The 22,587-nt window shown below is 67.5% G+C and carries 23 protein-coding genes and 1 tRNA gene; 13 read left to right on the plus strand and 11 right to left on the minus strand.

The genetic code is table 11. The features are described 5' to 3' along the window. Positions 1-28 precede the first annotated feature (28 nt). Both ACMGRF_RS05890 and ACMGRF_RS05895 read right to left on the minus strand, forming a co-directional pair. Positions 29-508, minus strand: a complete 480-nt coding sequence (locus ACMGRF_RS05890) for a peroxiredoxin (RefSeq protein ID WP_049411307.1) — start codon at positions 506-508, stop codon at positions 29-31. Positions 509-587: 79 nt separating this feature from the next. Then, complete coding sequence (locus ACMGRF_RS05895; RefSeq protein WP_005409051.1) at positions 588-1,148, minus strand: glycine cleavage system protein R; 561 nt, start codon at positions 1,146-1,148, stop codon at positions 588-590. 164 nt (positions 1,149-1,312) lie between these two features. Here ACMGRF_RS05895 and dapA point away from each other — a divergent pair, with 164 nt between their 5' ends. Beyond that, the gene (gene dapA, locus ACMGRF_RS05900; protein WP_049411309.1) at positions 1,313-2,206 is read left to right on the plus strand and encodes a 4-hydroxy-tetrahydrodipicolinate synthase; all 894 of its coding nucleotides are present in this window, start codon (positions 1,313-1,315) and stop codon (positions 2,204-2,206) included. 32 nt (positions 2,207-2,238) lie between these two features. Then, the gene (locus ACMGRF_RS05905) at positions 2,239-2,754 is read left to right on the plus strand and encodes a hypothetical protein (RefSeq protein ID WP_049411312.1); all 516 of its coding nucleotides are present in this window, start codon (positions 2,239-2,241) and stop codon (positions 2,752-2,754) included. Positions 2,755-2,952: 198 nt separating this feature from the next. On the opposite strand, the gene fdxA is transcribed toward ACMGRF_RS05905, so the two are convergent. Continuing rightward, positions 2,953-3,276 carry a ferredoxin FdxA gene (fdxA, locus tag ACMGRF_RS05910; RefSeq protein WP_049411316.1) on the minus strand — a complete coding sequence of 108 codons (324 nt, stop codon included), beginning with the start codon at positions 3,274-3,276 and terminating at the stop codon, positions 2,953-2,955. 194 nt (positions 3,277-3,470) lie between these two features. Here fdxA and ACMGRF_RS05915 point away from each other — a divergent pair, with 194 nt between their 5' ends. Continuing rightward, the gene (locus ACMGRF_RS05915; RefSeq protein ID WP_414485702.1) at positions 3,471-4,895 is read left to right on the plus strand and encodes a sugar porter family MFS transporter; all 1,425 of its coding nucleotides are present in this window, start codon (positions 3,471-3,473) and stop codon (positions 4,893-4,895) included. 257 nt (positions 4,896-5,152) lie between these two features. Here ACMGRF_RS05915 and ACMGRF_RS05920 read toward each other — a convergent pair. Beyond that, positions 5,153-5,227: transfer RNA gene (locus ACMGRF_RS05920), tRNA-Glu, on the minus strand. A 52-nt stretch (positions 5,228-5,279) separates the two neighbouring features. Between ACMGRF_RS05920 and pcnB the strand changes: the two genes are divergently transcribed. The 7 genes from pcnB (at position 5,280) to pgi (ending at position 11,364) form a co-directional block, all read left to right on the plus strand. After that, on the plus strand, positions 5,280-6,653 hold the full coding sequence (pcnB, locus tag ACMGRF_RS05925; protein WP_049411322.1) for a polynucleotide adenylyltransferase PcnB: 1,374 nt from the start codon (positions 5,280-5,282) through the stop codon (positions 6,651-6,653). 3 nt (positions 6,654-6,656) lie between these two features. Further along, entirely contained in the window at positions 6,657-7,142 is a 486-nt protein-coding gene (gene folK, locus ACMGRF_RS05930; RefSeq protein WP_049411324.1) for a 2-amino-4-hydroxy-6-hydroxymethyldihydropteridine diphosphokinase, read from the plus strand. Positions 7,143-7,176: 34 nt separating this feature from the next. Further along, positions 7,177-7,992, plus strand: a complete 816-nt coding sequence (panB, locus tag ACMGRF_RS05935; RefSeq protein ID WP_049439732.1) for a 3-methyl-2-oxobutanoate hydroxymethyltransferase — start codon at positions 7,177-7,179, stop codon at positions 7,990-7,992. Continuing rightward, positions 7,989-8,828: a pantoate--beta-alanine ligase gene (gene panC, locus ACMGRF_RS05940; protein ID WP_414485703.1), complete on the plus strand. Its 840-nt coding sequence runs from the start codon at positions 7,989-7,991 to the stop codon at positions 8,826-8,828. The genes panB and panC overlap by 4 nt, the downstream gene beginning before the upstream one ends. A gap of 66 nt (positions 8,829-8,894) precedes the next feature. Further along, a complete protein-coding gene (locus tag ACMGRF_RS05945; protein WP_258014993.1) occupies positions 8,895-9,533 on the plus strand; it encodes a hypothetical protein in 639 nt (212 codons plus the stop codon). Then, the gene (panD, locus tag ACMGRF_RS05950) at positions 9,473-9,853 is read left to right on the plus strand and encodes an aspartate 1-decarboxylase (protein WP_006432456.1); all 381 of its coding nucleotides are present in this window, start codon (positions 9,473-9,475) and stop codon (positions 9,851-9,853) included. The genes ACMGRF_RS05945 and panD overlap by 61 nt, the downstream gene beginning before the upstream one ends. After that, positions 9,850-11,364 (plus strand): glucose-6-phosphate isomerase, encoded by a 1,515-nt coding sequence (gene pgi, locus ACMGRF_RS05955; protein WP_049411332.1) that lies wholly within the window; start codon positions 9,850-9,852, stop codon positions 11,362-11,364. The genes panD and pgi overlap by 4 nt, the downstream gene beginning before the upstream one ends. Positions 11,365-11,488: 124 nt before the next feature. On the opposite strand, the gene ACMGRF_RS05960 is transcribed toward pgi, so the two are convergent. Both ACMGRF_RS05960 and ACMGRF_RS05965 read right to left on the minus strand, forming a co-directional pair. Continuing rightward, complete coding sequence (locus ACMGRF_RS05960; protein WP_414485704.1) at positions 11,489-12,052, minus strand: response regulator transcription factor; 564 nt, start codon at positions 12,050-12,052, stop codon at positions 11,489-11,491. Beyond that, positions 12,049-13,275, minus strand: coding sequence for an ATP-binding protein (locus ACMGRF_RS05965; RefSeq protein WP_049414674.1), 1,227 nt, complete (start codon positions 13,273-13,275; stop codon positions 12,049-12,051). Before ACMGRF_RS05965 ends, ACMGRF_RS05960 begins: the two co-directional genes overlap by 4 nt. A 114-nt stretch (positions 13,276-13,389) precedes the next feature. Here ACMGRF_RS05965 and ispG point away from each other — a divergent pair, with 114 nt between their 5' ends. The 3 genes from ispG (at position 13,390) to ACMGRF_RS05980 (ending at position 16,233) form a co-directional block, all read left to right on the plus strand. Continuing rightward, entirely contained in the window at positions 13,390-14,655 is a 1,266-nt protein-coding gene (gene ispG, locus ACMGRF_RS05970) for a flavodoxin-dependent (E)-4-hydroxy-3-methylbut-2-enyl-diphosphate synthase (protein WP_049414673.1), read from the plus strand. Beyond that, positions 14,636-15,415, plus strand: coding sequence for a phosphatase PAP2 family protein (locus tag ACMGRF_RS05975; protein ID WP_100477919.1), 780 nt, complete (start codon positions 14,636-14,638; stop codon positions 15,413-15,415). Before ispG ends, ACMGRF_RS05975 begins: the two co-directional genes overlap by 20 nt. 170 nt (positions 15,416-15,585) lie before the next feature. Then, the gene (locus tag ACMGRF_RS05980) at positions 15,586-16,233 is read left to right on the plus strand and encodes a response regulator (protein ID WP_005416124.1); all 648 of its coding nucleotides are present in this window, start codon (positions 15,586-15,588) and stop codon (positions 16,231-16,233) included. Between the two features lie 159 nt (positions 16,234-16,392). Here the strand turns inward: ACMGRF_RS05980 and eda are convergent, their stop codons facing one another. The 5 genes from eda to zwf all read right to left on the minus strand — a co-directional run bounded on the left by eda (position 16,393) and on the right by zwf (position 22,477). Beyond that, positions 16,393-17,052, minus strand: coding sequence for a bifunctional 4-hydroxy-2-oxoglutarate aldolase/2-dehydro-3-deoxy-phosphogluconate aldolase (gene eda, locus ACMGRF_RS05985; RefSeq protein WP_100477920.1), 660 nt, complete (start codon positions 17,050-17,052; stop codon positions 16,393-16,395). Positions 17,053-17,342: 290 nt separating this feature from the next. After that, positions 17,343-19,259 (minus strand): phosphogluconate dehydratase, encoded by a 1,917-nt coding sequence (gene edd / locus ACMGRF_RS05990; protein WP_049413492.1) that lies wholly within the window; start codon positions 19,257-19,259, stop codon positions 17,343-17,345. 58 nt (positions 19,260-19,317) lie between these two features. Then, entirely contained in the window at positions 19,318-20,040 is a 723-nt protein-coding gene (gene pgl, locus ACMGRF_RS05995; RefSeq protein ID WP_049413491.1) for a 6-phosphogluconolactonase, read from the minus strand. Beyond that, on the minus strand, positions 20,037-21,044 hold the full coding sequence (gene glk / locus ACMGRF_RS06000) for a glucokinase (RefSeq protein ID WP_049413489.1): 1,008 nt from the start codon (positions 21,042-21,044) through the stop codon (positions 20,037-20,039). The genes pgl and glk overlap by 4 nt, the downstream gene beginning before the upstream one ends. After that, positions 21,041-22,477, minus strand: a complete 1,437-nt coding sequence (gene zwf / locus ACMGRF_RS06005) for a glucose-6-phosphate dehydrogenase (protein ID WP_049413486.1) — start codon at positions 22,475-22,477, stop codon at positions 21,041-21,043. The genes glk and zwf overlap by 4 nt, the downstream gene beginning before the upstream one ends. Positions 22,478-22,587 lie beyond the last annotated feature (110 nt).

Genomic DNA, 22,587 nt, shown 5'->3' on the forward strand with positions numbered 1-22,587 from the left:
TGATGGCAGACACAGTAGGCAGTGGGACTCACTTGGACTGGGAGGCCTTCAGTTCGGCGAGAACGGCATCGGCGTGGCCGGCAACCTTGACCTTGCGCCAGGACTGCACGATGCGGCTGTCGGGGGAAATCAGGAAGGTGCTGCGTTCGATGCCACGTACCTGCTTGCCGTACATGTTCTTCATCCTGATCACGTCGAAGGCGCTGCACAGCGCTTCGTCGCCATCGCTGACCAGCGGGAAGTTGAAGCCCTGCTTGGCACAGAAGTTGTCGTGCGACTTCACCGAGTCGCGCGAGACGCCCAGTACCACCGCGCCTGCCTTCCTGAACTTCGGCAGCAGGGCGTTGAAGTCGATGCCTTCGGTGGTGCAGCCCGGGGTGCTGTCCTTGGGATAGAAGTACAGCACCAGCCATTGGCCGGCATAGTCGCCGAGGGTGGCCTGGTCGCCGCCGGACAGTGCCAGCGGCAGGGAGAGGGTGGTGCTGTCCAGGGTGTCGCCGTTGTTCATGAGGTCCTTCTGTCGAGCCTGGGTTCTTGCCATTACAGCTACATGAAACGCCACGCGCCCGTGAGAGACGCGCGAAGAATCAGAACTTCATCGGATCCATGATCGCGTCCAGGTTCAGGTGGTCGCAGAACTCGAGGAAATCGTCGCGCAGCGCGGCGATATGCATGTTGGCCGGCACGCCGATGGTGACCTGTGCGCTGAACATTTCCGCGCCGGTCTGCATGGCGCGGTAACGGGTGCTCTGCAGGTTCTCGATGGTGATGCCCTGGCGATCGAAGAAATCGGCCAGCTGGAACAGGATGCCCGGCTTGTCGGCGGCGATCACTTCGACGATGTACGGCAGCAGGTTGGACTGCGCCTGCTTGGCGGCGGTGCGGTACCAGACCAGCTTCAGGCCCTCCTCGCGCTCCAGCCGGGTCAGCATCGCCTCGAGCTTGGCCACCGAGTCCCACGAGCCGGTGGCCAGGGCGGTAACCGAGACATCGCGGCCGACCGTGGCCAGGCGTGCATCCACCAGATTGCAGCCGCTGTCGGCGATGCGGCGGGTGACGGACAGCAGGGGGGACTCCGGATGCGTCGTATAGGCGTTGATCAGGAGGTGGTTTTCGCTCGGCGCGGGGCGCGGGGTGGTGTCGGTCAAGGCGATTCCGGGTAATGCATGCGTTAGTCTGAATGCCCGCCAGAGGCGGGGATCCACCGGTGTCCAGCATACTTGCCCGTGCTTTCGCGCCGCAAGTAACATTCAAGTCGCCCCCGGCCTTTCGTGGCGGGCGTTTTCCCTTCCCAGCCAAGAGCAGCACGTCCTTGTCCCTTTCCGGCCTCATCACCGCGCTGGCGACCCCGTTCCGGGCCGACGGCGCCCTCGATCCCGACGGTTGGCAGCGCCTGCTGCACCTGCAACTGGAAGGTGGCGTCCATGGCGTTGTCGTAGCCGGCTCTACCGGCGAAGCGGCAACCCTCACCGACGCCGAGTACGACCTGCTGCTGGCCAGCGCGGTCGAGCGCATCGGCGGTCGCATTCCGGTCATGGCCGGTACCGGCCTTTCGGGCACTGCCAAGACCATCGAACAGACCCGTCGTGCCGCCGCCCTCGGCGCCAGCCACGCGCTGGTGGTCACGCCGCCGTACGTGCGGCCTACCCAGGCAGGCCTGATCGCGCACTACCGTGCGGTGGCCGACCAGGGCGGGCTGCCGGTCGTGCTGTACAACGTGCCCGGCCGTACCGGTTGCGACATGCAGCCTGAGACCGTGGCCGAGCTGGCCAGCCACCCCAACATCGTCGGCATCAAGGAGGCGGTGGGCGACACCGGCCGGGTGCAGGCGCTGCTCGCTCTGCGCAGCCCACAGTTCTGCGTGCTCAGCGGTGACGACGGTACGGCCGCGCGTTCGATCCAGGCCGGTATCGACGGCCTGATCTCAGTGGGTTCCAACGTGCTTCCCGGCGCCTACCGCCGGATGTGCGAGCTGGCCGCCGCACACGACCACGAAGCCACCGCGTCGTGGGATGCGCGCCTGCATCCCTTCCATGATTTCTGCGGCGTCGAACCGAACCCGATCCCGGTCAAGGCGCTGCTGCGCCGCATCGGCATCGGTCACGACCTGCGCCTGCCACTGCTGCCGTTGTCGGCAGCGCATCATCCGGCTGCCGACCATCTTGCCGGCGACATCGCCGCCCTCGAAGCCCTTTCCAGCCACTGACCTTCCGTCTTGGTCTGACCCAGGAGATTCACATGCGTCAATCCGTTTCCACCGTCCGCGTGCTGTCCTATGCCCTGCTTGCTGTGGCGGTCGCTGCCGGCACCACCGGCTGCTTCAAGCGCGGCGCCAAGGGCGACTACGCCCTGGCCCCGGAAATGCGTCCGCTGGAAGTGCCGCCGGACCTGAACCTGCCCAATGCCACCGCCGACAACAAGGTGCCGACGCTGGCCTCGGCCACCAAGCCGGCGGCGCCGGTCGCTGCAGCTCCGGCAGCGGGCAGCACCGGTTTCACCATTGCCGGTGGCAAGGATGAAGCCTTCGCCAAGGTCGGTACCGCACTGGAAGGCGTGGAGGGCGTGACCATCGCCAGCCGCGCGCAGCTGCTGGGTTCGTACGACGTGGCCTATGAAGGCAGCAACTTCCTGGTCCGCGTGGTCGCCGTCGATGCCGGCGCCTACATCTCCGCGGTTGACCCGCGTGGCCTGCCGGCCACCGCCGAAGCGCCGGTGAAGCTGATCGCCGCGCTGAAGGCGAAGCTGGCCCAGTAAGTGCCGGTCGGGTGGCTGCGGGCCTTGGTCCGCACCCGCTCTGGTAGCGGCCAGCCTTGGTCGGCGCTTTTGTGCCAACCAGGGTTGGCACCTACCGGATAGCGCGGTTGGCAGATGCCGGATCCTGCGGTTGGCACCTGCCGAAGAACAGAAAAGGGCGCCCATGGGCGCCCTTTTCGTTACCGCCGTGGGCGCTTTTCAGCGCTCCAGCAGCTTCAGCTTGTCCGGCTTGCCATCCCATTCGCCGGCGTCGGCGGGCGGGTCCTTGCGCACGGTCAGCACCGGCCACGCCTTCGCCAGCTCGGCGTTGAGGGCAACGAAGCCTTCCTGTCCGGCAGGAACATCGTCCTCCGGGAAGATCGCATTGACCGGGCACTCCGGCTCGCAGAGGGTGCAGTCGATGCACTCATCCGGGTCGATCACCAGGAAGTTCGGGCCTTCGTGGAAGCAATCCACGGGGCACACTTCCACGCAATCGGTGTGTTTGCACTTGATGCAGTTTTCGGTGACGACAAAGGGCATGGGCTTGGGGGTGGATCGATTCCTGAACCCGCCAATTCTAGAACAGGTTGGCCCCCGGTGTCGGCGCGGGGCGCAAAACGGGCGTCTGGCAGGCGCGACCGTGGGAGTCATTGGCGGCACGGTGGGGCCTGTGCGACGCTGCGGGGCACTCGGTCGCCCACCGTGGCCGGACTCCCTTCCCAGCAGGATCGTCCATGTCCCAAACCCAGCCCAGCACCTCGCCCCATGGCGGTGAGAACACTGCATTCATCGTCCTGATCAGCTGCGTGGCCACCCTTGGTGGATTCCTGTTCGGTTTCGACAGTGGTGTCATCAATGGCACGGTCGATGGCCTCCGCCAGGCCTTCAACTCCAGTGAGGCGGCGCTCGGTTTCGAAGTCGCCTCGATGCTGCTGGGCTGCGCGATCGGCGCCTTCCTGGCCGGGTGGCTGGGTGATCGCCTGGGGCGCCGCGGTGTCCTGATCGTGTCCGCGCTGATGTTCCTTGTCTCGGCGCTCGGTGCCGGCGCGGCCCACGCGTCCTGGCTGTTCATCGCCGCCCGCGTGCTGGGCGGTTTCGCGGTGGGCGCGGCCAGCGTGATGTCACCGGCCTACATCGCCGAAGTCGCCTCGGCGCGTTACCGCGGCCGGCTGGCCACGGTGCAGCAGATGGCGATCATCTGCGGCTTGTTTGCGGCCTTCCTCAGCAATTACCTGCTGGCGCGTGCCGCCGGCGCCTCGACCGAGCCCCTGTGGCTGGGCCATGAGGCCTGGCGCTGGATGTTCTGGATGCAGGTGCTGCCATCGGGGCTGTTCCTGCTGTTGTTGCTGGTGATCCCGGAAAGTCCGCGTTTCCTGGCGTTGAAGGGGCGGCAGGGGCAGGCGAGGGCGGTGTTGACGCGGCTGTACGGCGAGGCTGCGGCCACCGCAAAGCAGGCCGAGATCGAGGCCAGCCTGACCGAGGATCTGCACAAGCCGCGCTTCGGCGACCTGCGCAACAAGGCCACCGGCAAGCTGCGGCCGATCCTCTGGGTGGGTATCGGCCTGGCCATGTTCCAGCAGCTGGTCGGCATCAATGTGGTGTTCTACTACGGCGCGGTGCTGTGGCAGGCGGTGGGCTTCTCGGAAAGCGACGCGCTGCTGATCAATGTGTTGTCCGGCGCGCTGAGCATCGGTGCCTGCCTGCTGACGGTGCTGCTGATCGACCGCATCGGGCGCAGGCCGCTGCTGTGGGTCGGCTCGGTCGGCATGTCGGTGGCGCTGGTGCTGATGGTGGTGGCGTTCGCCAGCGGCAGCCTGGCCGGCGGGCGCCTGCAGCTGTCCGATGGCATGGGGCGGCTGGCGCTGGTGGCAGCCAACGTCTACGTGGTGTTCTTCAACATGTCCTGGGGCCCGGTGATGTGGGTGATGCTGGGCGAGATGTTCCCCAACCAGATCCGTGGCCCGGCGCTGGCGGTGGCGGGTGCGGCGCAATGGACCTCGAACTTCGCGATCACCGTGACGTTCCCGATGCTGCTGGCCGGCATCGGCCTGGCCGGCGCCTATGGCATGTACGCCGTCGCGGCGATCCTCTCGATCGTCTTCGTGGTCCGCTACGTGCGCGAGACCAAGGGCAAGGAGCTGGAGCAGATGGAAGGCTGACGGCCGGCCTGTGTTTCAGCGCCTCCCTGTTCTGCGGGGAGACGGCAGGTCCGCCGATCCAGGACACGCCGTAAACCCATCCATGGCGCCATCGAGCACCATGGATGGGCTTTTGCGTGTCCAGAAAAGGGTGGCCCGCCCCCTCCTGCGCAGGAACAGGGAGGCGCACAAGCGGCCAATCCGACCGCAATCACTGCAACCCCGGAAAACAGAAAAGCCCGCACATGGCGGGCTTTTTCGGTTCCTGCTGCGGCGACTGGCGCTCCCTAGGGGACTCGAACCCCTGTTTTAGCCTTGAGAGGGCCACGTCCTAACCACTAGACGAAGGGAGCGTAACTGTGTCGCTGCCGAGGCAGGAGCGCTAGTATATGCACCTCGATGCCATTGGGCAATCCCGAAACTTCAACCGGAAGCGCCAACATCATTTCCCCTGCTACATCACCGTTCAGCCTGCGCGTCATCCCGCGCGACCAGCACACGATCTCCCGCAAGGACATCAGCCCGAACGCCCTGCGCGTGCTTTATCGCCTGCGCGATGCCGGCTTCGGCGCCTACCTTGTCGGCGGCGCGGTGCGCGATCTGCTGGTCAATGGCCAACCCAAGGATTTCGACGTGGCCACCGATGCCACGCCCGAACAGGTCAAGCAGCTGTTCCGCAACTGCCGCCTGATCGGTCGTCGGTTCCGCCTCGCCCACGTTGTGTTCGGCCGCGAAATCATCGAAGTCGCCACCTTCCGCGCCAACAGCGATGACGGCAGCGGCGACCGCGAGATGGAAAACGGCATGCTCGTGCGCGACAACGTGTACGGCACCATCGAAGACGACGCCGTCCGCCGTGACTTCACCTGCAACGCCCTGTATTACGCCATCGAGGACTTCTCGGTGCGCGACTACACCGGCGGCTTCGAAGACGTCCAGGCGCGCCTGATGAAGCTGATCGGCGATCCCGAGCAGCGTTATCGGGAAGACCCGGTGCGCATGCTGCGTGCGGTGCGCCTGGCGGCCAAGCTCGGCTTCCAGATCGAAGAGGGCACCGCCGCACCGATCCCGCATCTGGCCGGCCTGCTCAACGAAGCCGCGCCCGCGCGGCTGTTCGAGGAAGTGCTCAAGCTGTTCCTGTCCGGGCACGGCGTGGCCAGCTTCGAAGGCCTTGAGCGTTACGGCCTGCTGGACGTGCTGTTCCCGGAGAGCGCCAAGGCGCTGAAGTCCAACCGCACCGGTGCGCTGCGCCGCATGCTGGTCGAGGGCCTGGCCAACACCGATGCCCGCGTGGCCAACGACGAACCGGTTTCGCCGGCGTTCCTGTTCGCGCTGCTGCTGTGGCCCGCCTTCTGCCGTGCACAGGCAACCCTGCTCAAGCAGGGGGTGGCACCGGAAGAGGCGCAGCGCCGCGCCGCCGACCGGGTCACCGTGCAGCAGCTGAGCACCATCGCACTGCCGCGCCGCTTCTCGCTGCCGATGCAGGAGATCTGGCTGCTGCAGTCGCGCTTCAGCTCGCGCCAGCGCAAGCGCGTGTTCCGTACCCTGACCCACCCGCGCTTCCGTGCCGCATTCGATTTCCTCAGCCTGCGCCAGGTCGCTTCGTCCGAGCATGCAGTGGATGTCGAGTTCTGGCGCGAAGCACAGGCGCAGTCCGGTCGCGAGCTGGAGTCGTCGCTGGATGCGATGCACAGTGAAGACGGCGATGACGAGAGCGGGGCACCGCGCAAGCGCCGCCGTCGCCGTCGACGTCCCGGTGCTGCTGCGGCGGGCGAGTAAGCGATGACCCTCGCCTGGATCGGCCTCGGCGCCAACCTTGGCGACGCGGCCGCGACCGTGGGCGCGGCGATTGCCGCGCTGGACGGCCTGCCGGGAACGCGCCTGCGACAGGCCTCGCGGCTCTATGCAACGCCGGCCTGGGGCAATGAAGACCAGCCGCCGTTCGTCAATGCCGTGGCTGCGGTCGAAACCACCTTGCCGGCCGATGAGTTGCTGCAGGCGATGCTGGCGCTGGAGCGGGGCTTTGGCCGCGTGCGCGATCCGGCAGTGCACTGGGGGCCGCGCGCGCTGGACCTGGACCTGCTGCTGTATGGCGCGCAGGTACTCGATCAGCCCGGTCTGCAGGTACCCCATCCCTACCTGCACGAGCGCGCCTTCGTGTTGGTGCCGCTGGCCGAAATCGCGCCTGATCTGGCCATTCCCGGTCATGGCAGCGTGCGGGATGCAGTGGTGCGGGTGGATGCCTGCGGGATTGCGCCGATAGGGTGATAATGACCGGGTTATCTCCCCCGGTTATCAGCACATGAGCACCCACGCAGACAGCAAGCCCTGGACCGTTCCCGCCCTGGCCGAGGCCAAGCGCAATGGCCAGAAGCTGGTCATGTTGACCGCCTACGACGCTGGCTTTGCCCGCACCTTCGATGCCAATGGCGTCGACCTGATCCTGATCGGCGATTCGCTGGGCATGGTCGTGCAGGGCCATGATTCGACCTTGCCTGTGACCGTGGCCGACATGGTCTACCACACCCGCGCCGTGGCCCGCGTGTTGCAGCGTGCGCTGCTGGTGGCCGACCTGCCGTTCGGCGCCGACGCCACCCCGGAACGCGCGCTGGATGCCTCGCTGCAGCTGCTGCAGGCCGGTGCCGAGATGGTCAAGATCGAAGGTGCCGGCTTCAAGGTCGACATCATCCGCTACCTGGTCGAGCGCGAGATTCCGGTCTGCGCGCACCTGGGCCTGACCCCGCAATCGGTGCTGCGCCTGGGCGGCTTCAAGATCCAGGGCCGCGGCGATGCTGCGCGCCAGCTGGTGGAGGATGCCAAGGCCGTGGCCGCCGCAGGCGCCAGCATCATGGTGCTCGAATGCGTGCCGACCCCCGTCGCCGCCGAAGTGACCGCTGCGGTGGATGTGCCGACCATCGGTATCGGTGCTGGCCCGCAGTGCGATGGCCAGGTGCTGGTGCTGCACGATTTCCTCGGCCTGGACAGTGGCCATCGCCGTCCCAAGTTCGTCAAGGATTTCCTTGCCGAAGGCGGCTCGGTGGCCGGTGCCACCCGCGCGTTTGCCGACGCCGTGCGCGACGGCAGCTTCCCCGACGAACAGCACGCCTACGCCCAATGATCCAGACCTTCAACGAGCTCGGCGCGCTGCGCGGGCAGATCGCCCAGTGGAAGCGCGAGGGCCTGCGCGTGGCGCTGGTGCCGACCATGGGCAACCTGCATGGGGGCCACCATTCGCTGGTGGCCCTGGCCCGCCAGTACGCCGACAGGGTGGTGGCGAGCATCTTCGTCAACCCGACCCAGTTCGGGCCGAACGAGGACTTCAGCCGCTACCCGCGCACGCCCGAGGCCGACGTGGCCGGGCTGGAGCAGGCAGGCTGCGATGCGGTGTGGCTGCCCAGCGTTGAGGCGATGTACCCGCTGGGCGTGGACAAGACCACGCGCATGCACGCGCCGGGCGTGAGTGAAGTGCTGGAAGGTGCCAGCCGTCCGGGGCACTTCGATGGCGTCTGCACGGTGGTGGCGCGCCTGTTCCTGCAGGTGCAGCCGGACGTGGCCGTGTTCGGTCGCAAGGACTACCAGCAGCTGGCCGTGATCAAGCAGATGGTGGCCGAGCTGTCGTTCCCGGTCCAGATCGTCGGCGCCGAGATCGTGCGCGACGAGGACGGCCTGGCCAAGAGCTCGCGCAACCAGTACCTGAGCGCCGCACAGCGTCCGGTCGCGACCACCATCCACCGGACCCTGCTGGGCATGCGCGAAGGCTACGTGGCCGGGCAGGCACGTGATCGCATCGAGGCCGAGGCCACTGCTGCATTGCAGGCGGCCGGTTTCCAGGTCGACTACGCGGTGCTGCGCACTCCGGAGCTGGCCGAGCCGACGTTCGACGGCGGCGGCCGGGTGGCGCTGATCGCCGCACGGCTCGGTACCACCCGGCTGATCGACAACCTGGAGTTCTGAGCCGCATGTGGCTCCGGGGCGCCCGCAACGGGCGCCTCCGACCTTCCCGTGGACGGGAGACCGGAAATGAACGGCGCCACCACTGATTCCCGCGGTATTGCCCAGGCCTCGATCCTGGCAGTACTGGCCGCAGGCATGCTGCCCGCGCAGCTGTTCGGCGGCCTGCTGTTCGCAGTGGACCTGGGGCGTACGCCGGTGCCGGCCCTGACCGGTGGCGGCCTGATGTTCGTACTGGCGGTCTGCAATGCCATTGCCGTGCTGCTGCCGATGGCACTGATCCTGCAGTCTCAGCAACGTCTGCGCCGGATCGGTTTCGTGCTGGTCGGCTTCGGGCTTGGCGCCCTGGCCATGGCCACCTGCGCGTGGCCGGGCGAGGACAGCGGCCCGTTGCTGCGGCGCCTGCGCTACGTCGATACGTTCGATGTGATCAGCCATGCCCTGCAGGTGCTGGCCGCCGGCGGCTTCGGCGTGGTCGCCGGATTGGCCTTCCATGCGGTGTTCCGGCTGTCACTGGAAGGCCGTCCCTGCGCGGTCCCCGGCGGGGCAGGCGGGCGAGGGCGGCCTTCAGCGTCCTGCCGCAGCCCCCTGACGATGGCCGGGCGGGTGCTAGAATCCGCTCTTTCCTTTGCCGTTGCAGCGCCCCCATGCACCTGTCCCTGCTCAAGACCAAGATCCACCGCGCCACCGTCACCCATTCCGAGCTGAACTACGAAGGCTCGATTGCCATCGATGACAACCTGCTGGCTGCCACTGGCATCCGCGAGTTCGAACAGGTGCATATCTGGGACGTGACCAACGGTGCGCGCTTCTCGACCTATGCCATCCGCGCCGAAGCCGGCAGCGGCGTTGTCTCGCTCAACGGTGGCGCCGCGCGCCACGTGCAGGTCGGTGACATCATCATCATCGCCGCGTTCGCCAGCATGACCGAGCAGGAAGCTGACAGCTTCAAGCCGAAGCTGGTGTACGTTGATGGCAACAACCAGATCACCCACACCAACGACACGATCCCGACCCAGGCCGCATGACAACGAACAACGGATTCGACTCGCTGCATTCCCACGCCCAGCGCCTGAAGGGCGCAAGCATTCCCGGCCTGCTCGCCGCCGAACCCGGCCGGGTGCAGGACCTGGCGCTGCGGGTCGGTCCGTTGTACGTCAACTTCGCCCGTCAGAAGTACGATGCCGCGGCGCTGCAGGCGTTGCTGGCGCTGGCTGCCGACCGTGATGTCGGCGGCGCCATCACCCGCCTGTTCCGCGGCGAGCAGGTCAATCTGACCGAAGGCCGCGCCGCGCTGCATACCGCGCTGCGTGGCGACGTGGTCGATGCGCCGGTGGCGGCCGAGGCCTATGCCACCGCGCGCGGCATCCGCCAGCGCATGGGCGTGCTGGTGCGCGCGCTGGAAGACAGCGGCGTGACCGATGTGGTCAGTGTCGGCATCGGGGGTTCCGACCTCGGCCCGCGCCTCGTCGCCGATGCGCTGCGCCCGGTCACCGGTGCGCGCCTGCGCGTGCATTTCGTGTCGAACGTGGACGGCGCCGCCATGCAGCGCACGCTGGCCGCGCTGGATCCGGCGAAGACCGCCGGCATCCTGATCTCCAAGACCTTCGGTACCCAGGAAACCCTGCTCAACGGCCAGATCCTGCACGACTGGCTGGGCGGCAGCGAGCGCCTGTATGCGGTCAGCGCCAATCCGGAGCGCGCCGCCAAGGCCTTCGCGATCGCCGCCGATCGCGTGCTGCCGATGTGGGACTGGGTCGGTGGCCGCTATTCGCTGTGGTCGGCGGTTGGTTTCCCGATCGCGCTGGCAATCGGCTTCGAGCGTTTTGAACAGTTGCTGGAAGGCGCGGCGCAGATGGATGCGCATGCGCTGGATGCACCGCTGGAGCGCAACCTGCCGGTGCTGCACGGCCTCACCGACATCTGGAACCGCAACCTGCTCGGCCATGCCACGCACGCGGTGATGACCTACGACCAGCGCCTGGCGCTGCTGCCGGCTTACCTGCAGCAGCTGGTGATGGAAAGCCTGGGCAAGCGCGTGCAGCGCGACGGCCAGCCGGTCACCGTCGACACCGTACCGGTGTGGTGGGGTGGGGCAGGTACCGACGTGCAGCACAGCTTCTTCCAGGCGCTGCACCAGGGCACCAGCGTCGTTCCGGCCGACTTCATCGGCTGCGTGCATAACGATGATCCGTACACGATCAATCACCAGGCCCTGCTGGCCAACCTGCTGGCGCAGACCGAAGCGCTGGCCAATGGCCAGGGCAGCGAAGATCCGCACCGCGACTACCCGGGAGGCCGGCCGAGTACGCTGATCCTGCTCGACGCGCTGACCCCGCAGGCGCTGGGTGCACTGATCGCCATGTACGAGCACGCCGTGTACGTGCAGTCGGTGATCTGGAACATCAACGCCTTCGACCAGTTCGGTGTCGAGCTCGGCAAGCAGCTGGCCAGTGGCCTGCTGCCGGCGCTGCAGGGCGAGGATGTGGCGGTTGCCGATCCGATGACCCGCGAGATCCTGGCGCAGTTGAAGGGCTGATGCCCGGGTAGTGCCGGCCGCTGGCCGGCATCCAGGTGATGCTTCAATCGTTCATGAGGTTGCCGGCCAGCGGCCGGCACTACCGCAGCGGATGGGTTGCCGGCCAGCGGCCGGCACTACCGCGTCAGCGGCTCGGGTCGCGTTCCGGGCTCGGCCGCTTGGCCAGCTTGCGCTGCAGCGAGCGCCGGTGCATGCCGAGCAGGCGTGCGGCCGCGGACACGTTGCCGCCGGTCTCGTGCATCGCCTGCTGGATATGTTCCCACTGCAGGCGGCTGATCGGCGTCATCGCGTCCGGCACTTCCATTTCGCCGTCGTCGGCCGGGCCGTCGTCCTCCTCACCGAGGGCGCGCAGGATCATCGGCACCGTGGCCGGCTTCGGCAGGTAATCATCCGCGCCCAGCTTGATCGCCTCCACTGCGGTGGCGATGCTGGCATAGCCGGTCACCAGCAGGATGCGCATGTCCGCGCGCAGTGCGCGCAGCGGCTGGATCAGCGCCAGGCCGGAATCGCTGCCCAGCTTCAGGTCGATCAGCGCGAACGCCGGCGGATGCTGGCGGGCCAGTGCCAAGGCACTGGCGGCATCCTGTGCGGTCTGTGTTTCCAGGCCCTTGCGGACCAGGCTGCGCTGCAGGGTGCGCAGGTACAGCTCGTCGTCGTCGACAAGTAGACCAAGGGTTGAGGCGCTCATGGGGTTTCCTCGCGTGGGGCCAGCGGCAGGCGGAAGCCGACGCGGCTGCCGGCCCCCTGGGCCGGGCGCATCCACATCTCGCCGTCGAGGCGTTCGATGGTGGCATGGGACAGGGCCAGGCCGACGCCCATGCCCTCGCTCTTGCTGCTGCCGAACAGCTTGCCCGGCAGCACGGCGGCACGGGCGTCGAAACCATGGCCGTAGTCGCGTACTTCGCCGATCAGGTCGTCGCCCTCGATGCGCAGGTCCAGGTCCACGCGCGGCCGGCCGGCCTTCTCGCCGGCATCGGCGGCATTGTTGAGCAGGACCATCAGCAGATGGCCTACGCCCGGGTCGAGTGGCAGCCGCAGCGGCGCATCGTCGTTGCGATGCAGGTCGATGGTCGGTCGCACCAGGCGCCATTGCTCCAGAACCTGCTGGGCGCTGGAGTGGCTGCGACCCGGTGCATCGGCCGAAGCCGGGGCGGCCAGTGCCAGCACGCGCTCGCGGCACTGCACCAGCAGCTCGCGCAGGGTTTCCATGTCCTCGCGCACTTCCGGCTCTTCGCTGCGCTCGGCGACGTCATCGGCGAGCAGGGTCATGGTCGCCAGTGGTGTGTTCAGTTCATGTGCCACCGAGGCGGCATGGGTGGCCAGGGCGACGATGCCCTCGTTGCGGGCGAAGCGTTCACGCAGCGCCGACAGTTCCAGTTCGCGCTCCCGCAGGGCCAGCGCCAGGCGGGTGGAGAAGGCCAGCACCACGGTGGCGGAAATCAGGAAGTTGGCGACCACGCCCCAGCGATTGAGGTCCTGTGCGCGGAAGTAGCCGTCCGGCAGCGCCTGCCCGAAGATGCCGCTGGCGGCGTAGCCGAGCAGGCAGGCCAGCGCGACCGCCAGTGCCCAGCGCAGGGGCAGGGCGAACGCGGCCAGCGCGATCAGGATCAGGAACAGTGAACTGAACGGGTTGGCCATGCCGCCGCTCCAGCCCACCATCCAGGTCAGGATGATCACGTCCACCAGGATGTGGCCGAATGCGGTCAGCGGCGCAGTGTCGGCCGCCTCCGGGCGCAGCTGGGTATAGACGTTGAACAGGGCCAGCACCGCCACGCCGGCCCACAGCGGCAGCTGCGGCAACGGCAGGCCCAGCACCCAGGTCGCGACCAGGATGGTGGCGGCCTGGCCGCCTACGGCAAGCCAGCGCAGGCTGCACAGGGTACGGAGAAACGGGGCGTCGGGACCGGTCATTCACGCTCATCGTATGCGTTCATGCGTGTACATGCCTGCGACAATCGGCCGCAGCCGTGACGCAGGCTGAATGCGAGTCACCCCGAATGCGGGAGTGGGCGGTAGAATGCGCCCATGCACGACGCCGTCACCCGCCCGACTCCCCCCTCCGATGCCACCGCCTGGCCCCGTCGCCAGACCCATGCCGTCCAGATCGGTGGGGTCACCGTAGGCGGAGGCAAGCCGGTGGTGGTGCAGTCGATGACCAACACCGATACGTCCGACGTGGCCTCCAGCGTGAAGCAGGTGGCCGAGTTGTGGCGTGCGGGTTCGGAGATGGTGCGGTTGACCGTCAACACCGTGGAAGCCGCTGCGGCCATTCCGCGCATCGTCGACAAGCTGGCGATGATGGGTATCGATGTACCGCTGATCGGTGACTTCCACTACAACGGCCACCAGCTGCTCACCGCCGAGCCGGCGTGTGCGGAAGCGTTGGCCAAGTACCGCATCAACCCGGGCAATGTCGGCTTCGGCAAGAAGAAGGACCTGCAGTTCGCCCAGTTGATCGAGTTCGCGATCCGCTACAACAAGCCGGTGCGCATCGGTGCCAACTGGGGCTCGCTGGACCAGGCACTGGCGGCCAGGCTGATGGACGAGAACAGCCTGCGCGAGCAGCCCTGGGACGCCGGCCGCGTGCTGCGCGAGGCGCTGATCCGTTCGGCGCTGGATTCGGCCGAGCAGGCGGTGGAACTCGGCCTGCCGCGCGATCGCATCGTGCTGTCGGCCAAGGTCAGTGGCGTGCAGGAACTGATCGCGGTGTACCGCGACCTGGCCCAGCGCTCGGACTTCGCCCTGCACCTGGGCCTGACCGAAGCCGGTATCGGTAGCAAGGGCATCGTCGCCTCGTCGGCAGCGCTGAGCGTGCTGCTGCAGGAAGGCATCGGTGACACCATCCGCATCTCGCTGACCCCGGAACCGGGCCAGTCGCGCACGCAGGAAGTGATCGTCGCCCAGGAACTGCTGCAGACCACCGGCCAGCGCGCCTTCACGCCGCTGGTCACGGCCTGCCCGGGCTGCGGCCGCACCACCTCCGAGTTCTTCCAGGAACTGGCCAAAGTGGTGCAGAACCACGTGCGCGAGAAGATGCCGCTGTGGAAAATCCACCACCCGGGTGCGGAGAACATGACCCTGGCGGTGATGGGCTGCATCGTCAACGGGCCGGGTGAGTCGCGCCATGCCAACATCGGCATCTCCCTGCCGGGCACAGGCGAGACGCCGGCAGCACCGGTATTCGTCGATGGCGAGAAGAAGGTGACCCTGCGTGGCGACAACATCGCCCAGGAGTTCGTCGCCCTGATCGACGATTACGTCGAACACAAATATGTCCGAAGCGCCGGATAAGCCTGCGATCCTCGCCGCTCCGGAGTCGGCCTCCGGTTTCCGCCACTGGATGGCGCGCAACGCCTGGCGCCTGGTCCTGCTGTTCGGTGGCGTCCTGCTGCCGTTGGCGGGCTTCGTCGCCCTGGCTGACGAAGTGCACGAATTTGAATCGTTCCATTTCGATGCGCCGCTGCTGTGGCAGATGCATGGCCTGCATTCGCCATGGCTGGACCGCTTCTTCGTGCTCATCTCGAAACTGGGCTACGAGTGGTTCCTGATCCCTGCTGACGTGCTGATCATCGGTGCGCTGCTGGGCTACCGGCGCTGGCGCGAGGCGACCTTCGTCGCGGTCAGTTTCGTGGGATCGGCGTTGCTGAACATGGGCAGCAAGCACTTCTTCCAGCGCCAGCGCCCCAGCCTGTGGGAGTCGATTGCGCCGGAATCGACGTTCAGCTTCCCCAGCGGGCACGCCATGGGCTCGATGACCCTTGCCGCGACCCTGGTGCTGCTGGCCTGGAATACCCGCTGGCGCTGGCCGGTACTGCTGCTGGCGCCCCCGTTCAGCCTGCTGGTGAGCGTCTCACGGGTCTATCTGGGCGTGCATTATCCCTCGGATATCCTGGCCGGATGGTGTGCCGCGCTGGTTTGGGTGGTAGGGTGCTATCTGGTCATGTTCAGTCGCCGGCATCCTTGGCGACGTCGGGATTCGCCGCCAGCGACGGCCAGCGAAGCATCATCACAGGGGGGTGACGTGGATGACCCTCCCGGGGCGTCTACGTAATAGATCAGTTGTTTCGTTGCAGCAGGTTCTGCAAGACAGGGGGCAAGCACAACGCGCGTTACTGTGATGCGCAAGGCAGAACGCCTGGACCGCGTCCCGAACGCGCTTGCAGGGATATCGGCGCCCTGCCTAGCTTGACCTGCAATGGCCGCATTCGAAGAGGTACGTGAATGACGATTCGAGTCTACCTGGTGGATGACCATGCGCTGGTCCGCACCGGGATGAAGATGATCCTGTCGGGGGAGACCGACATCGAGGTGGTGGGCGAAGCCGAGACGGGTGAAGACGCACTGCGCGACGTCCGCCAGCTGCTGCCGGACGTGGTGCTGTGCGACCTGCACCTGCCCGGTGTGAGTGGCATGGAAGTGACCGAGCGCATCGTCCGCAGCCACCGCAACACCCGCGTGGTGATCGTGTCGGTGCTGGAAGACGGGCCGCTGCCGAAGCGCTTGCTGGAGGCGGGGGCCGCGGGCTACATCGGCAAGGGCTGCGATGCACAGGAGCTGCTGCGCGCGGTGCGCGATGTGGCCATGGGCCGTCGCTACCTGGGCACCAGCATCGCGCAGAACCTGGCCTTGTCGACGGTGGAGGGCAATGGTTCGCCGTTCGACAGCCTGTCGCCGCGAGAACTGGAAGTGGCATTGCTGCTGACCCAGGGCCTGCGCCAAGAAGACATCGCGCGGCGCCTGAGCCTGAGTGCGAAGACGGTGAACACGCACAAGGCGCGGTTGTTCGAGAAGATGGGGATCCACGACAACATCGCGCTGGCGCGCATGGCCAGCCAGTACGGGCTGGTGGATCCGGCGCGGCCGTTGTAAGGGTTTTGGCCAACGGTTGAGCCTTCCGCAGGGCCATCGACAGGTTCCGTGCGCCGTCACTGCCGATAGAGGAAATGTAGAGCCGAGCCCATGCTCGGCTGCTTTCCGGCCTGCGGGCGCGGAGCCGAGCATGGGCTCGGCTCTGCAGCTGCGTCGGGCTCAGTGGCCGCGCACGCGCTTGATGATCTTCGCCGCGTCAGCGGCGCTGGTGCGCACCTTGTCCCATTCGCCGTTGGCGATCCAGTTGCCCGGCACCATCCACGAACCGCCGATGCAGACCACGTTCTTCTGCTCGAGGTACTCGGCGGCGGTGTTTTCGGTGATGCCGCCGGTCGGGCACAGCTTCAGGTCCGCCACCGGGCCGGCCAGTCCCTTGATCATCGCCAGCCCGCCCACGGCTGTGGCCGGGAACAGCTTGCATACGCGGAAGCCGCGCGCATACAGCGACAGCAGTTCGGTCGGCGTGGCCGCACCCGGCACTACCGGCAGCGGTGCCGCCGCCAGCGCATCGGCCAGCGCCGGTGGCGTACCCGGGGTCACCAGGAAGTCCGCGCCCGCATCGATCGACTGCTGCATCTGCTCCACGGTCAGCACCGTACCGGCACCCACCACCACGTCCGGCAGCTCACGCTTGAGCGTTGCCAGCGCTTCCATCGCCACCGGCGTGCGCAGCGTCAGCTCGATCGCCGGCAGACCACCTTCCAGCAGCGCCGCACTCACCGCGCGGGCCTGGTCCAGCGTATGAATCGTCACCACCGGCAGGATGCCCGCCGCATGCAACAGCTCCGCCGCCTTCACCTGATGTTGTTCGATACCCATAGCTCTGCTTCTGCCTTTGCTGTCGAATTTGATTTTCAGTGATCACTTCGCGGCATTGATGCGCCGGAGAGTGTCAGAAGGGCGCGGTCAGCCCCAGCCGGGACCGTGAGCGGCATGGATGCCGCGACCGAGCCCCCATGGGTGAGGGCGCTTCGCTTGCGAAGCACCGCTGTGCAAGCGCCCGAACGCCCAACCGCCAGCGGTTGGGCCGGCCCCGTAGGGGGTTTACGGCGTGTCCCGGCCAGGGCGCTCTACTGCCCAGGTCGGGAAGCCTGCCGCGGCTTTTCGCTTCAGGCGTCTTTTGCCTCATGCGGCGCCGCCGCCGCTGCGGCATCGTGCCCCAGCTCATACTCCGCGTCGTAGTCCCACGGCCCGCCATCGGCCGCCGCCGGCCCGCACGAAATCGAAATCGCGCCCTGGTCGGCCGGGCCCACCACGCGACGGTTGATCGCGAACAGGTTGCGGCCCAGGTCATGCGCGGCCGGCGCGGTGTTCGGTGCCAGCGGACGTGCTGCCCATTCCGCCGCGTCCACCAGCACTTCCAGCGTGCCGGCCTCGCCGTCGAGTCGGATCATGTCGCCCTCGCGGACCTTGGCCAGCGGGCCACCGCGCGCCGCTTCCGGGGTCACATGGATGGCCGCCGGGATCTTGCCCGAGGCACCGGACAGGCGGCCGTCGGTGACCAGCGCCACGCGCCGGCCCTGGTTCTGCAGCAGGCCCAGCAGCGGTGCCAGCGAATGCAGTTCGGGCATGCCGTTGGCACGCGGGCCCTGGTAACGCACCACCGCCACGAAGTCCTGCGGCAGCAGGCCACCGGCGTGCAGCTTGTTCAATACCTGCGGTGCATCGACCACCACCGCCGGTGCTTCGATCGTTCGGTACTGCGGTTTCACCGCCGACAGCTTGATCAGCGACTTGCCGAGGTTGCCGCGCAGCAGGCGCAGGCCACCCTGGTGCTCAAACGGATTGTCGACGCCACGCACCACTTCGTCATCGGCACTGTGTTCCAGGCCCGGCAGGTAGACCAGCCGGCCGTCACGCAGCTGCGGCTCGCGCGCATAGTCGGCCATGCCGCCACGCGCCACGCTGACCAGGTCGCCGTGCATCAGGCCTGCCTTGATCAGCTCGCCGAACACGAAGGCCGGGCCGCCAGCGGCCGCGAAACGGTTCACGTCGGCCTCGCCGTTCGGATAGACACGGGCCAGCAGCGGAATCAGCTGCGACAGTTCGTCGAAGTCGTCCCAGGTCAGCACGATGCCGGCCGCACGCGCCACCGCGATCCAGTGGATGGTGTGGTTGGTCGAACCGCCAGTGGCCATCAGCGCGATGACCGCGTTGATGATCGCGCGCTCGTCAATGATCCGGCCCAGCGGGCGGAAGTCGTCGCCCAGTGCGGTGATGTCCAGCGCTCGTTCGGTTGCCTCGCGGGTCAGGGCGTCGCGCAGCGGCGTGCCCGGATTGACGAACGAGGCGCCCGGCAACTGCACGCCCATGGCTTCCAGCAGCACCTGGTTGGAGTTGGCCGTGCCGTAGAAGGTGCAGGTGCCCGCACCGTGGTACGACGCGGACTCGGCTTCCAGCAGCTCTTCGCGGGTGGCCTCACCGGCGGCGTAGCGCTCGCGCACTTCGGCCTTTTGCTTGTTCGGGATGCCCGGGGTCATCGGGCCGGCCGGTACGAACACCGCCGGCAGATGGCCGAAGGCCAGCGCACCGATCAGCAGGCCCGGCACGATCTTGTCGCACACGCCGAGGTAGACGGTGGTATCGAACATGTCATGGCTGAGGCCGATGGCCGTGGCCTGGGCAATGACATCGCGCGAGAACAGCGACAGCTCCATGCCACCACGGCCCTGGGTGACACCGTCGCACATCGCAGGGACGCCGCCGGCGACCTGTGCGGTGGCGCCCAGCTCGCGGGCGATGCCGCGGATCTGTTCGGGATAGGTCTCGAACGGCTGGTGCGCCGAGAGCATGTCGTTGTAGGCGGTGATGATGCCCAGGTTCGGCGTCACGCCGCCGCGCAGGCGGCTCTTGTCGGTGCCGCCGCAGGCGGCGAACCCGTGGGCGAGGTTGCCGCAACTCAGGCGGCTGCGGAACGGGCCCTCGCGCAGGGAGGCATCGATCGCGGCCAGATAGGCGGCGCGCGAGGCGGCGCTGCGGCGGATGACGCGCTCAGTGATGGCTTGCAGTTGAGGATGGAGGCTCATTGGCTACCGGCATTCGTGGTGGCGAGAGGCAAGCGGCGGCACGGCGCCGCCGCCGACATCAATCAGCCCAGTGGACGCGCAGGCGCGCGCCTTCCAGGTTGATCGCATTGAGGATCGGATACTGCTGGGCATCGTTGCTGTCCAGCGCCTGGCGCAGTACCTGCAGCTTCTGCTTGCCGCGCAGCAGCAACAGGCGCTGGCGGCACTGGCGCAGGCCGTGCGGGGTCAGCGTGATGCGCAGCGGCCACTGGTTCGCGCCTGGGCAGCCGGTGGCATCCAGCGCGGCATAGGGCAGGGTGCTTTCCAGTGCGCGTGCGAGGTCTTTCGAGCCAGGGAACAGCGAGGCGGTGTGCCCGTCGTTGCCCATGCCCAGCGCTACCAGGCTCGGCGGCTGGCTGTGCTGCGCCTGCAGGTTGGCGGTATACACGCATTCGGGCAGTGGCTTGCCGATCCGTACCAGCGGATCGAAGTGGGCGCCCTCGGTACGCTTGAGCAGGTGCTCGCGCACCAGCCAGGCGTTGCTGTCGCGATCCTGCGGCGACAGCCAGCGCTCGTCGGCCAGGCTCACTTCAACCCGGTCCCAGTGCACGTCCAGCTCGGCCAGTGCCTGGTAGACCGGAGCCGGCGTGGTGCCGCCGGACAACAGGATGCGGGCGCGGCCCACTTCATTGATGTCGTGGTTGAGGGTGCGTGCCATCTCAGCGGCCACCGCTTCGATCCAGCCGTCGGCGTCGCCGTGCTGGATGAACTCGATGCGATCGTCGTGGAAGCTGGGGTTCATGCGGCAACTCCTGGTGCGTCACGTTCGGCGTCGGTGGCATAGGCGGCGGCGCCCAGCAATCCGGCGTGGGGATGCATCACCGCCAATGAGGGTACGCGCGCCATGATCGAGGAGAAGCGGCCCTTGTGTTCGAAGCGCTGGCGGAAACCGGAGTGCTGCAGCGAATCGAGCATCTTCGGGGTCAGGCCACCGGTCAGGAACACGCCATCCCAGGCGCCCTGGGTGAGCACCAGGTCACCGGCGATGGCGCCGAACACGGCGCAGAACACGTCCACGGTGCGCATTGCCTGCGGATCACCGTGCAGGGCACGGGCGGTCACGTCCACCGGCTGCAGCTGGCCCGGGTCGATACCGGCCATCTCGCACACGGCGCGGTGGATGTTGACCAGGCCGGGGCCACAGATCAGGCGCTCGTTGGAGACACGGCCGAACTGTTCGGACAGGATCTCCAGGATGCGGATCTCTTCCGGGGTTCCCGGCGGGAAGCTGACATGGCCGCCTTCGGTTTCCAGCGGGTAGCAGCGGCCGTGGCGCATGATCAGGCCGCCCACGCCGAGGCCGGTACCCGGCCCGATCACTGCGTAGTTGCGCGGCTGGCCCGGCTTGCCCGGTACCCAGGCGGCACCGCCGACCTGGACCACGTCCTCGGGCTGCAGCAGCGAGATCGCCATCGCCTGTGCGGCGAAGTCGTTGATCAGGTGCAGCTCGTCGAAACCGAGCATCGCCGCGGTGCGGCTGCGCGAGATCACCCACGGATGGTTGGTGATGCGTGCTTCGTCACCATCAACGCGACCGGCCACTGCGAACACGCCGCGGCTTGCGGTGGCGCCGATCTGTTCCAGATGGTGGCGCGCGGCATCACCCAGCGAAGGGAACTCCGCCACCGCGTACTCGCGGATGCTGTCCTTCTGCAGAGGTGCGTCCTGCGAGGTGTCTGCCAGGGCGAAGCGGGCATTGGTGCCACCGATGTCGGCCACCAGCACCGGCTGCGAGCTGGCACTCATGCCGACGCTCCGCTGTCCGGTGCGTCCACGCCCTGCGGCAGGAACTCGCCGGCATTGCTCGGGCCCCATTGGCCGGCGGGGTAGGGCTCCAGCGGGAGCTTGGCGTCCTTCCACGCGTCGGCGACGCTGTCGATCCAGGCCCACGCGGCGCGCACTTCGTCGTCGCGCACGAACAGCGTGTGGTTGCCATTGAAGGCGTCCAGGAACAGGCGTTCGTAAGCGATGCGGCGATGCAGGCCGGTTGGCACCGACAGTTCCAGTTCCAGCGGATGCAGTTCCAGCGCGCCCCATTCCGGGCCGGCCAGGCTGCTCATCAGGCCCAGTTCGATGTTCTCCTGCGGCTGCAGCTGGAACACCAGGCGGTTCGGTGCGGCCTGCGCGCGCTGCGGGCGCTCGAACAGCCAGTGGGTGACCGGCTTCAGCGTGACCACCACGCGGGTGGTGCGCTCGGGCAGGCGCTTGCCGGTGACCAGGTGGAACGGCACGCCGCTCCAGCGCCAGTTGTCGATATGCGCGGTGACACCGGCGAAGGTTTCCACGTCGCTGCCTTCCGGCGGCTGGTAGGCCTGCGCCGGCTGGCCGTTGATGGTGCCGGCGGTGTAGCGGCCGCGGATGCTGTCGCGCGCGGCGTGCTTCGCGTCGAGCGGGCGAAGGGCGCGCAGCACCTTGACCTTCTCGTCGCGGATGCGGTCGGCTTCCAGCGACGCCGGCGGCTCCATCGCCACCATGCACAGCAGCTGCAGGATGTGGCTCTGCACCATGTCGCGCAGCGCGCCGGAGCGGGCGTAGTAGGCATCACGGCCATCCACGCCTTCGCTCTCGGCCACCAGGATATGCACCGATTCGATGTAGTTGCGGTTCCACACCGCTTCCAGCAGCGTATTGCCGAAGCGCAGCGCGATCAGGTTCTGCACTGCCGCCTTGCCCAGGTAATGGTCGAGGCGGAACACGCGGTCCTCGTCGATCCACTGGCCGATGGTGCTGATGATTTCCTCGGCGCTCTCGCTGTCGCTGCCGATCGGCTTCTCCAGCATCAGGCGTGCCGGCGCGGCGAGGGCGCCGCCCCTGGCCAGGCCTTCGCAGGTGGAAATGTACAGGCCCGGCGGAATGGCGAGGTAGCTGACGCACTTGCGGTGCACCAGATCGGAGACCGCAGCGGCAACCGAGTCGACGTCGCGCAGGTCCACCGAACGGTAGTCGATGCGGCGCAGCAGGGCAGCGATGTCGTCCTGCGTGGCCATCGGCATGGCCTGCTGCAGGCGCGGCCGCAGGATGTCATGGAAGGCTTCGGTGTCATGCCCGGACAGGGCCAGTGCGCGGACGCGGAAGTCCTCCGGCAGCAGGCCGTCGCCGAGCAGGCGAAGCAGCGAAGGGAACAGGTAGCGCTGGGCCAGATCACCTGTGGCACCGAACAGGAAGAGGGTGTCGTGCATCGCTCGAGTTTCAGATCCGGGTGACATCGTTGTCAATCGCTTCATGGCTGGGTTCGGGGGACATCCGCGCAACTGCCTGTCCGAGGATCGTCAGGGGCGATCTCCAAGGT

Origin of the sequence: Stenotrophomonas sp. EMP41 (assembly GCF_047495535.1) — a bacterium.
GTDB classification, from domain to species: domain Bacteria; phylum Pseudomonadota; class Gammaproteobacteria; order Xanthomonadales; family Xanthomonadaceae; genus Stenotrophomonas; species Stenotrophomonas sepilia.

Excerpts from the sequence above, each read along its gene's own strand:
- ACMGRF_RS05960 (WP_414485704.1), bottom strand. The coding sequence starts at position 12,052 with ATGAGCGCCTCAACCCTTGGTCTACTTGTCGACGACGACGAGCTGTAC.
- edd (WP_049413492.1), bottom strand. The coding sequence starts at position 19,259 with ATGAGCCTCCATCCTCAACTGCAAGCCATCACTGAGCGCGTCATCCGC.
- panD (WP_006432456.1), top strand. The coding sequence starts at position 9,473 with ATGCACCTGTCCCTGCTCAAGACCAAGATCCACCGCGCCACCGTCACC.
- ACMGRF_RS05980 (WP_005416124.1), top strand. The coding sequence starts at position 15,586 with ATGACGATTCGAGTCTACCTGGTGGATGACCATGCGCTGGTCCGCACC.
- panC (WP_414485703.1), top strand. The coding sequence starts at position 7,989 with ATGATCCAGACCTTCAACGAGCTCGGCGCGCTGCGCGGGCAGATCGCC.
- ACMGRF_RS05975 (WP_100477919.1), top strand. The coding sequence starts at position 14,636 with ATGTCCGAAGCGCCGGATAAGCCTGCGATCCTCGCCGCTCCGGAGTCG.
- ACMGRF_RS05915 (WP_414485702.1), top strand. The coding sequence starts at position 3,471 with ATGTCCCAAACCCAGCCCAGCACCTCGCCCCATGGCGGTGAGAACACT.
- eda (WP_100477920.1), bottom strand. The coding sequence starts at position 17,052 with ATGGGTATCGAACAACATCAGGTGAAGGCGGCGGAGCTGTTGCATGCG.
- ACMGRF_RS05945 (WP_258014993.1), top strand. The coding sequence starts at position 8,895 with ATGAACGGCGCCACCACTGATTCCCGCGGTATTGCCCAGGCCTCGATC.
- ispG (WP_049414673.1), top strand. The coding sequence starts at position 13,390 with ATGCACGACGCCGTCACCCGCCCGACTCCCCCCTCCGATGCCACCGCC.
- glk (WP_049413489.1), bottom strand. The coding sequence starts at position 21,044 with ATGAGTGCCAGCTCGCAGCCGGTGCTGGTGGCCGACATCGGTGGCACC.
- ACMGRF_RS05905 (WP_049411312.1), top strand. The coding sequence starts at position 2,239 with ATGCGTCAATCCGTTTCCACCGTCCGCGTGCTGTCCTATGCCCTGCTT.
- pgi (WP_049411332.1), top strand. The coding sequence starts at position 9,850 with ATGACAACGAACAACGGATTCGACTCGCTGCATTCCCACGCCCAGCGC.
- pgl (WP_049413491.1), bottom strand. The coding sequence starts at position 20,040 with ATGAACCCCAGCTTCCACGACGATCGCATCGAGTTCATCCAGCACGGC.
- fdxA (WP_049411316.1), bottom strand. The coding sequence starts at position 3,276 with ATGCCCTTTGTCGTCACCGAAAACTGCATCAAGTGCAAACACACCGAT.
- zwf (WP_049413486.1), bottom strand. The coding sequence starts at position 22,477 with ATGCACGACACCCTCTTCCTGTTCGGTGCCACAGGTGATCTGGCCCAG.
- folK (WP_049411324.1), top strand. The coding sequence starts at position 6,657 with ATGACCCTCGCCTGGATCGGCCTCGGCGCCAACCTTGGCGACGCGGCC.
- panB (WP_049439732.1), top strand. The coding sequence starts at position 7,177 with ATGAGCACCCACGCAGACAGCAAGCCCTGGACCGTTCCCGCCCTGGCC.
- ACMGRF_RS05890 (WP_049411307.1), bottom strand. The coding sequence starts at position 508 with ATGAACAACGGCGACACCCTGGACAGCACCACCCTCTCCCTGCCGCTG.
- ACMGRF_RS05965 (WP_049414674.1), bottom strand. The coding sequence starts at position 13,275 with ATGACCGGTCCCGACGCCCCGTTTCTCCGTACCCTGTGCAGCCTGCGC.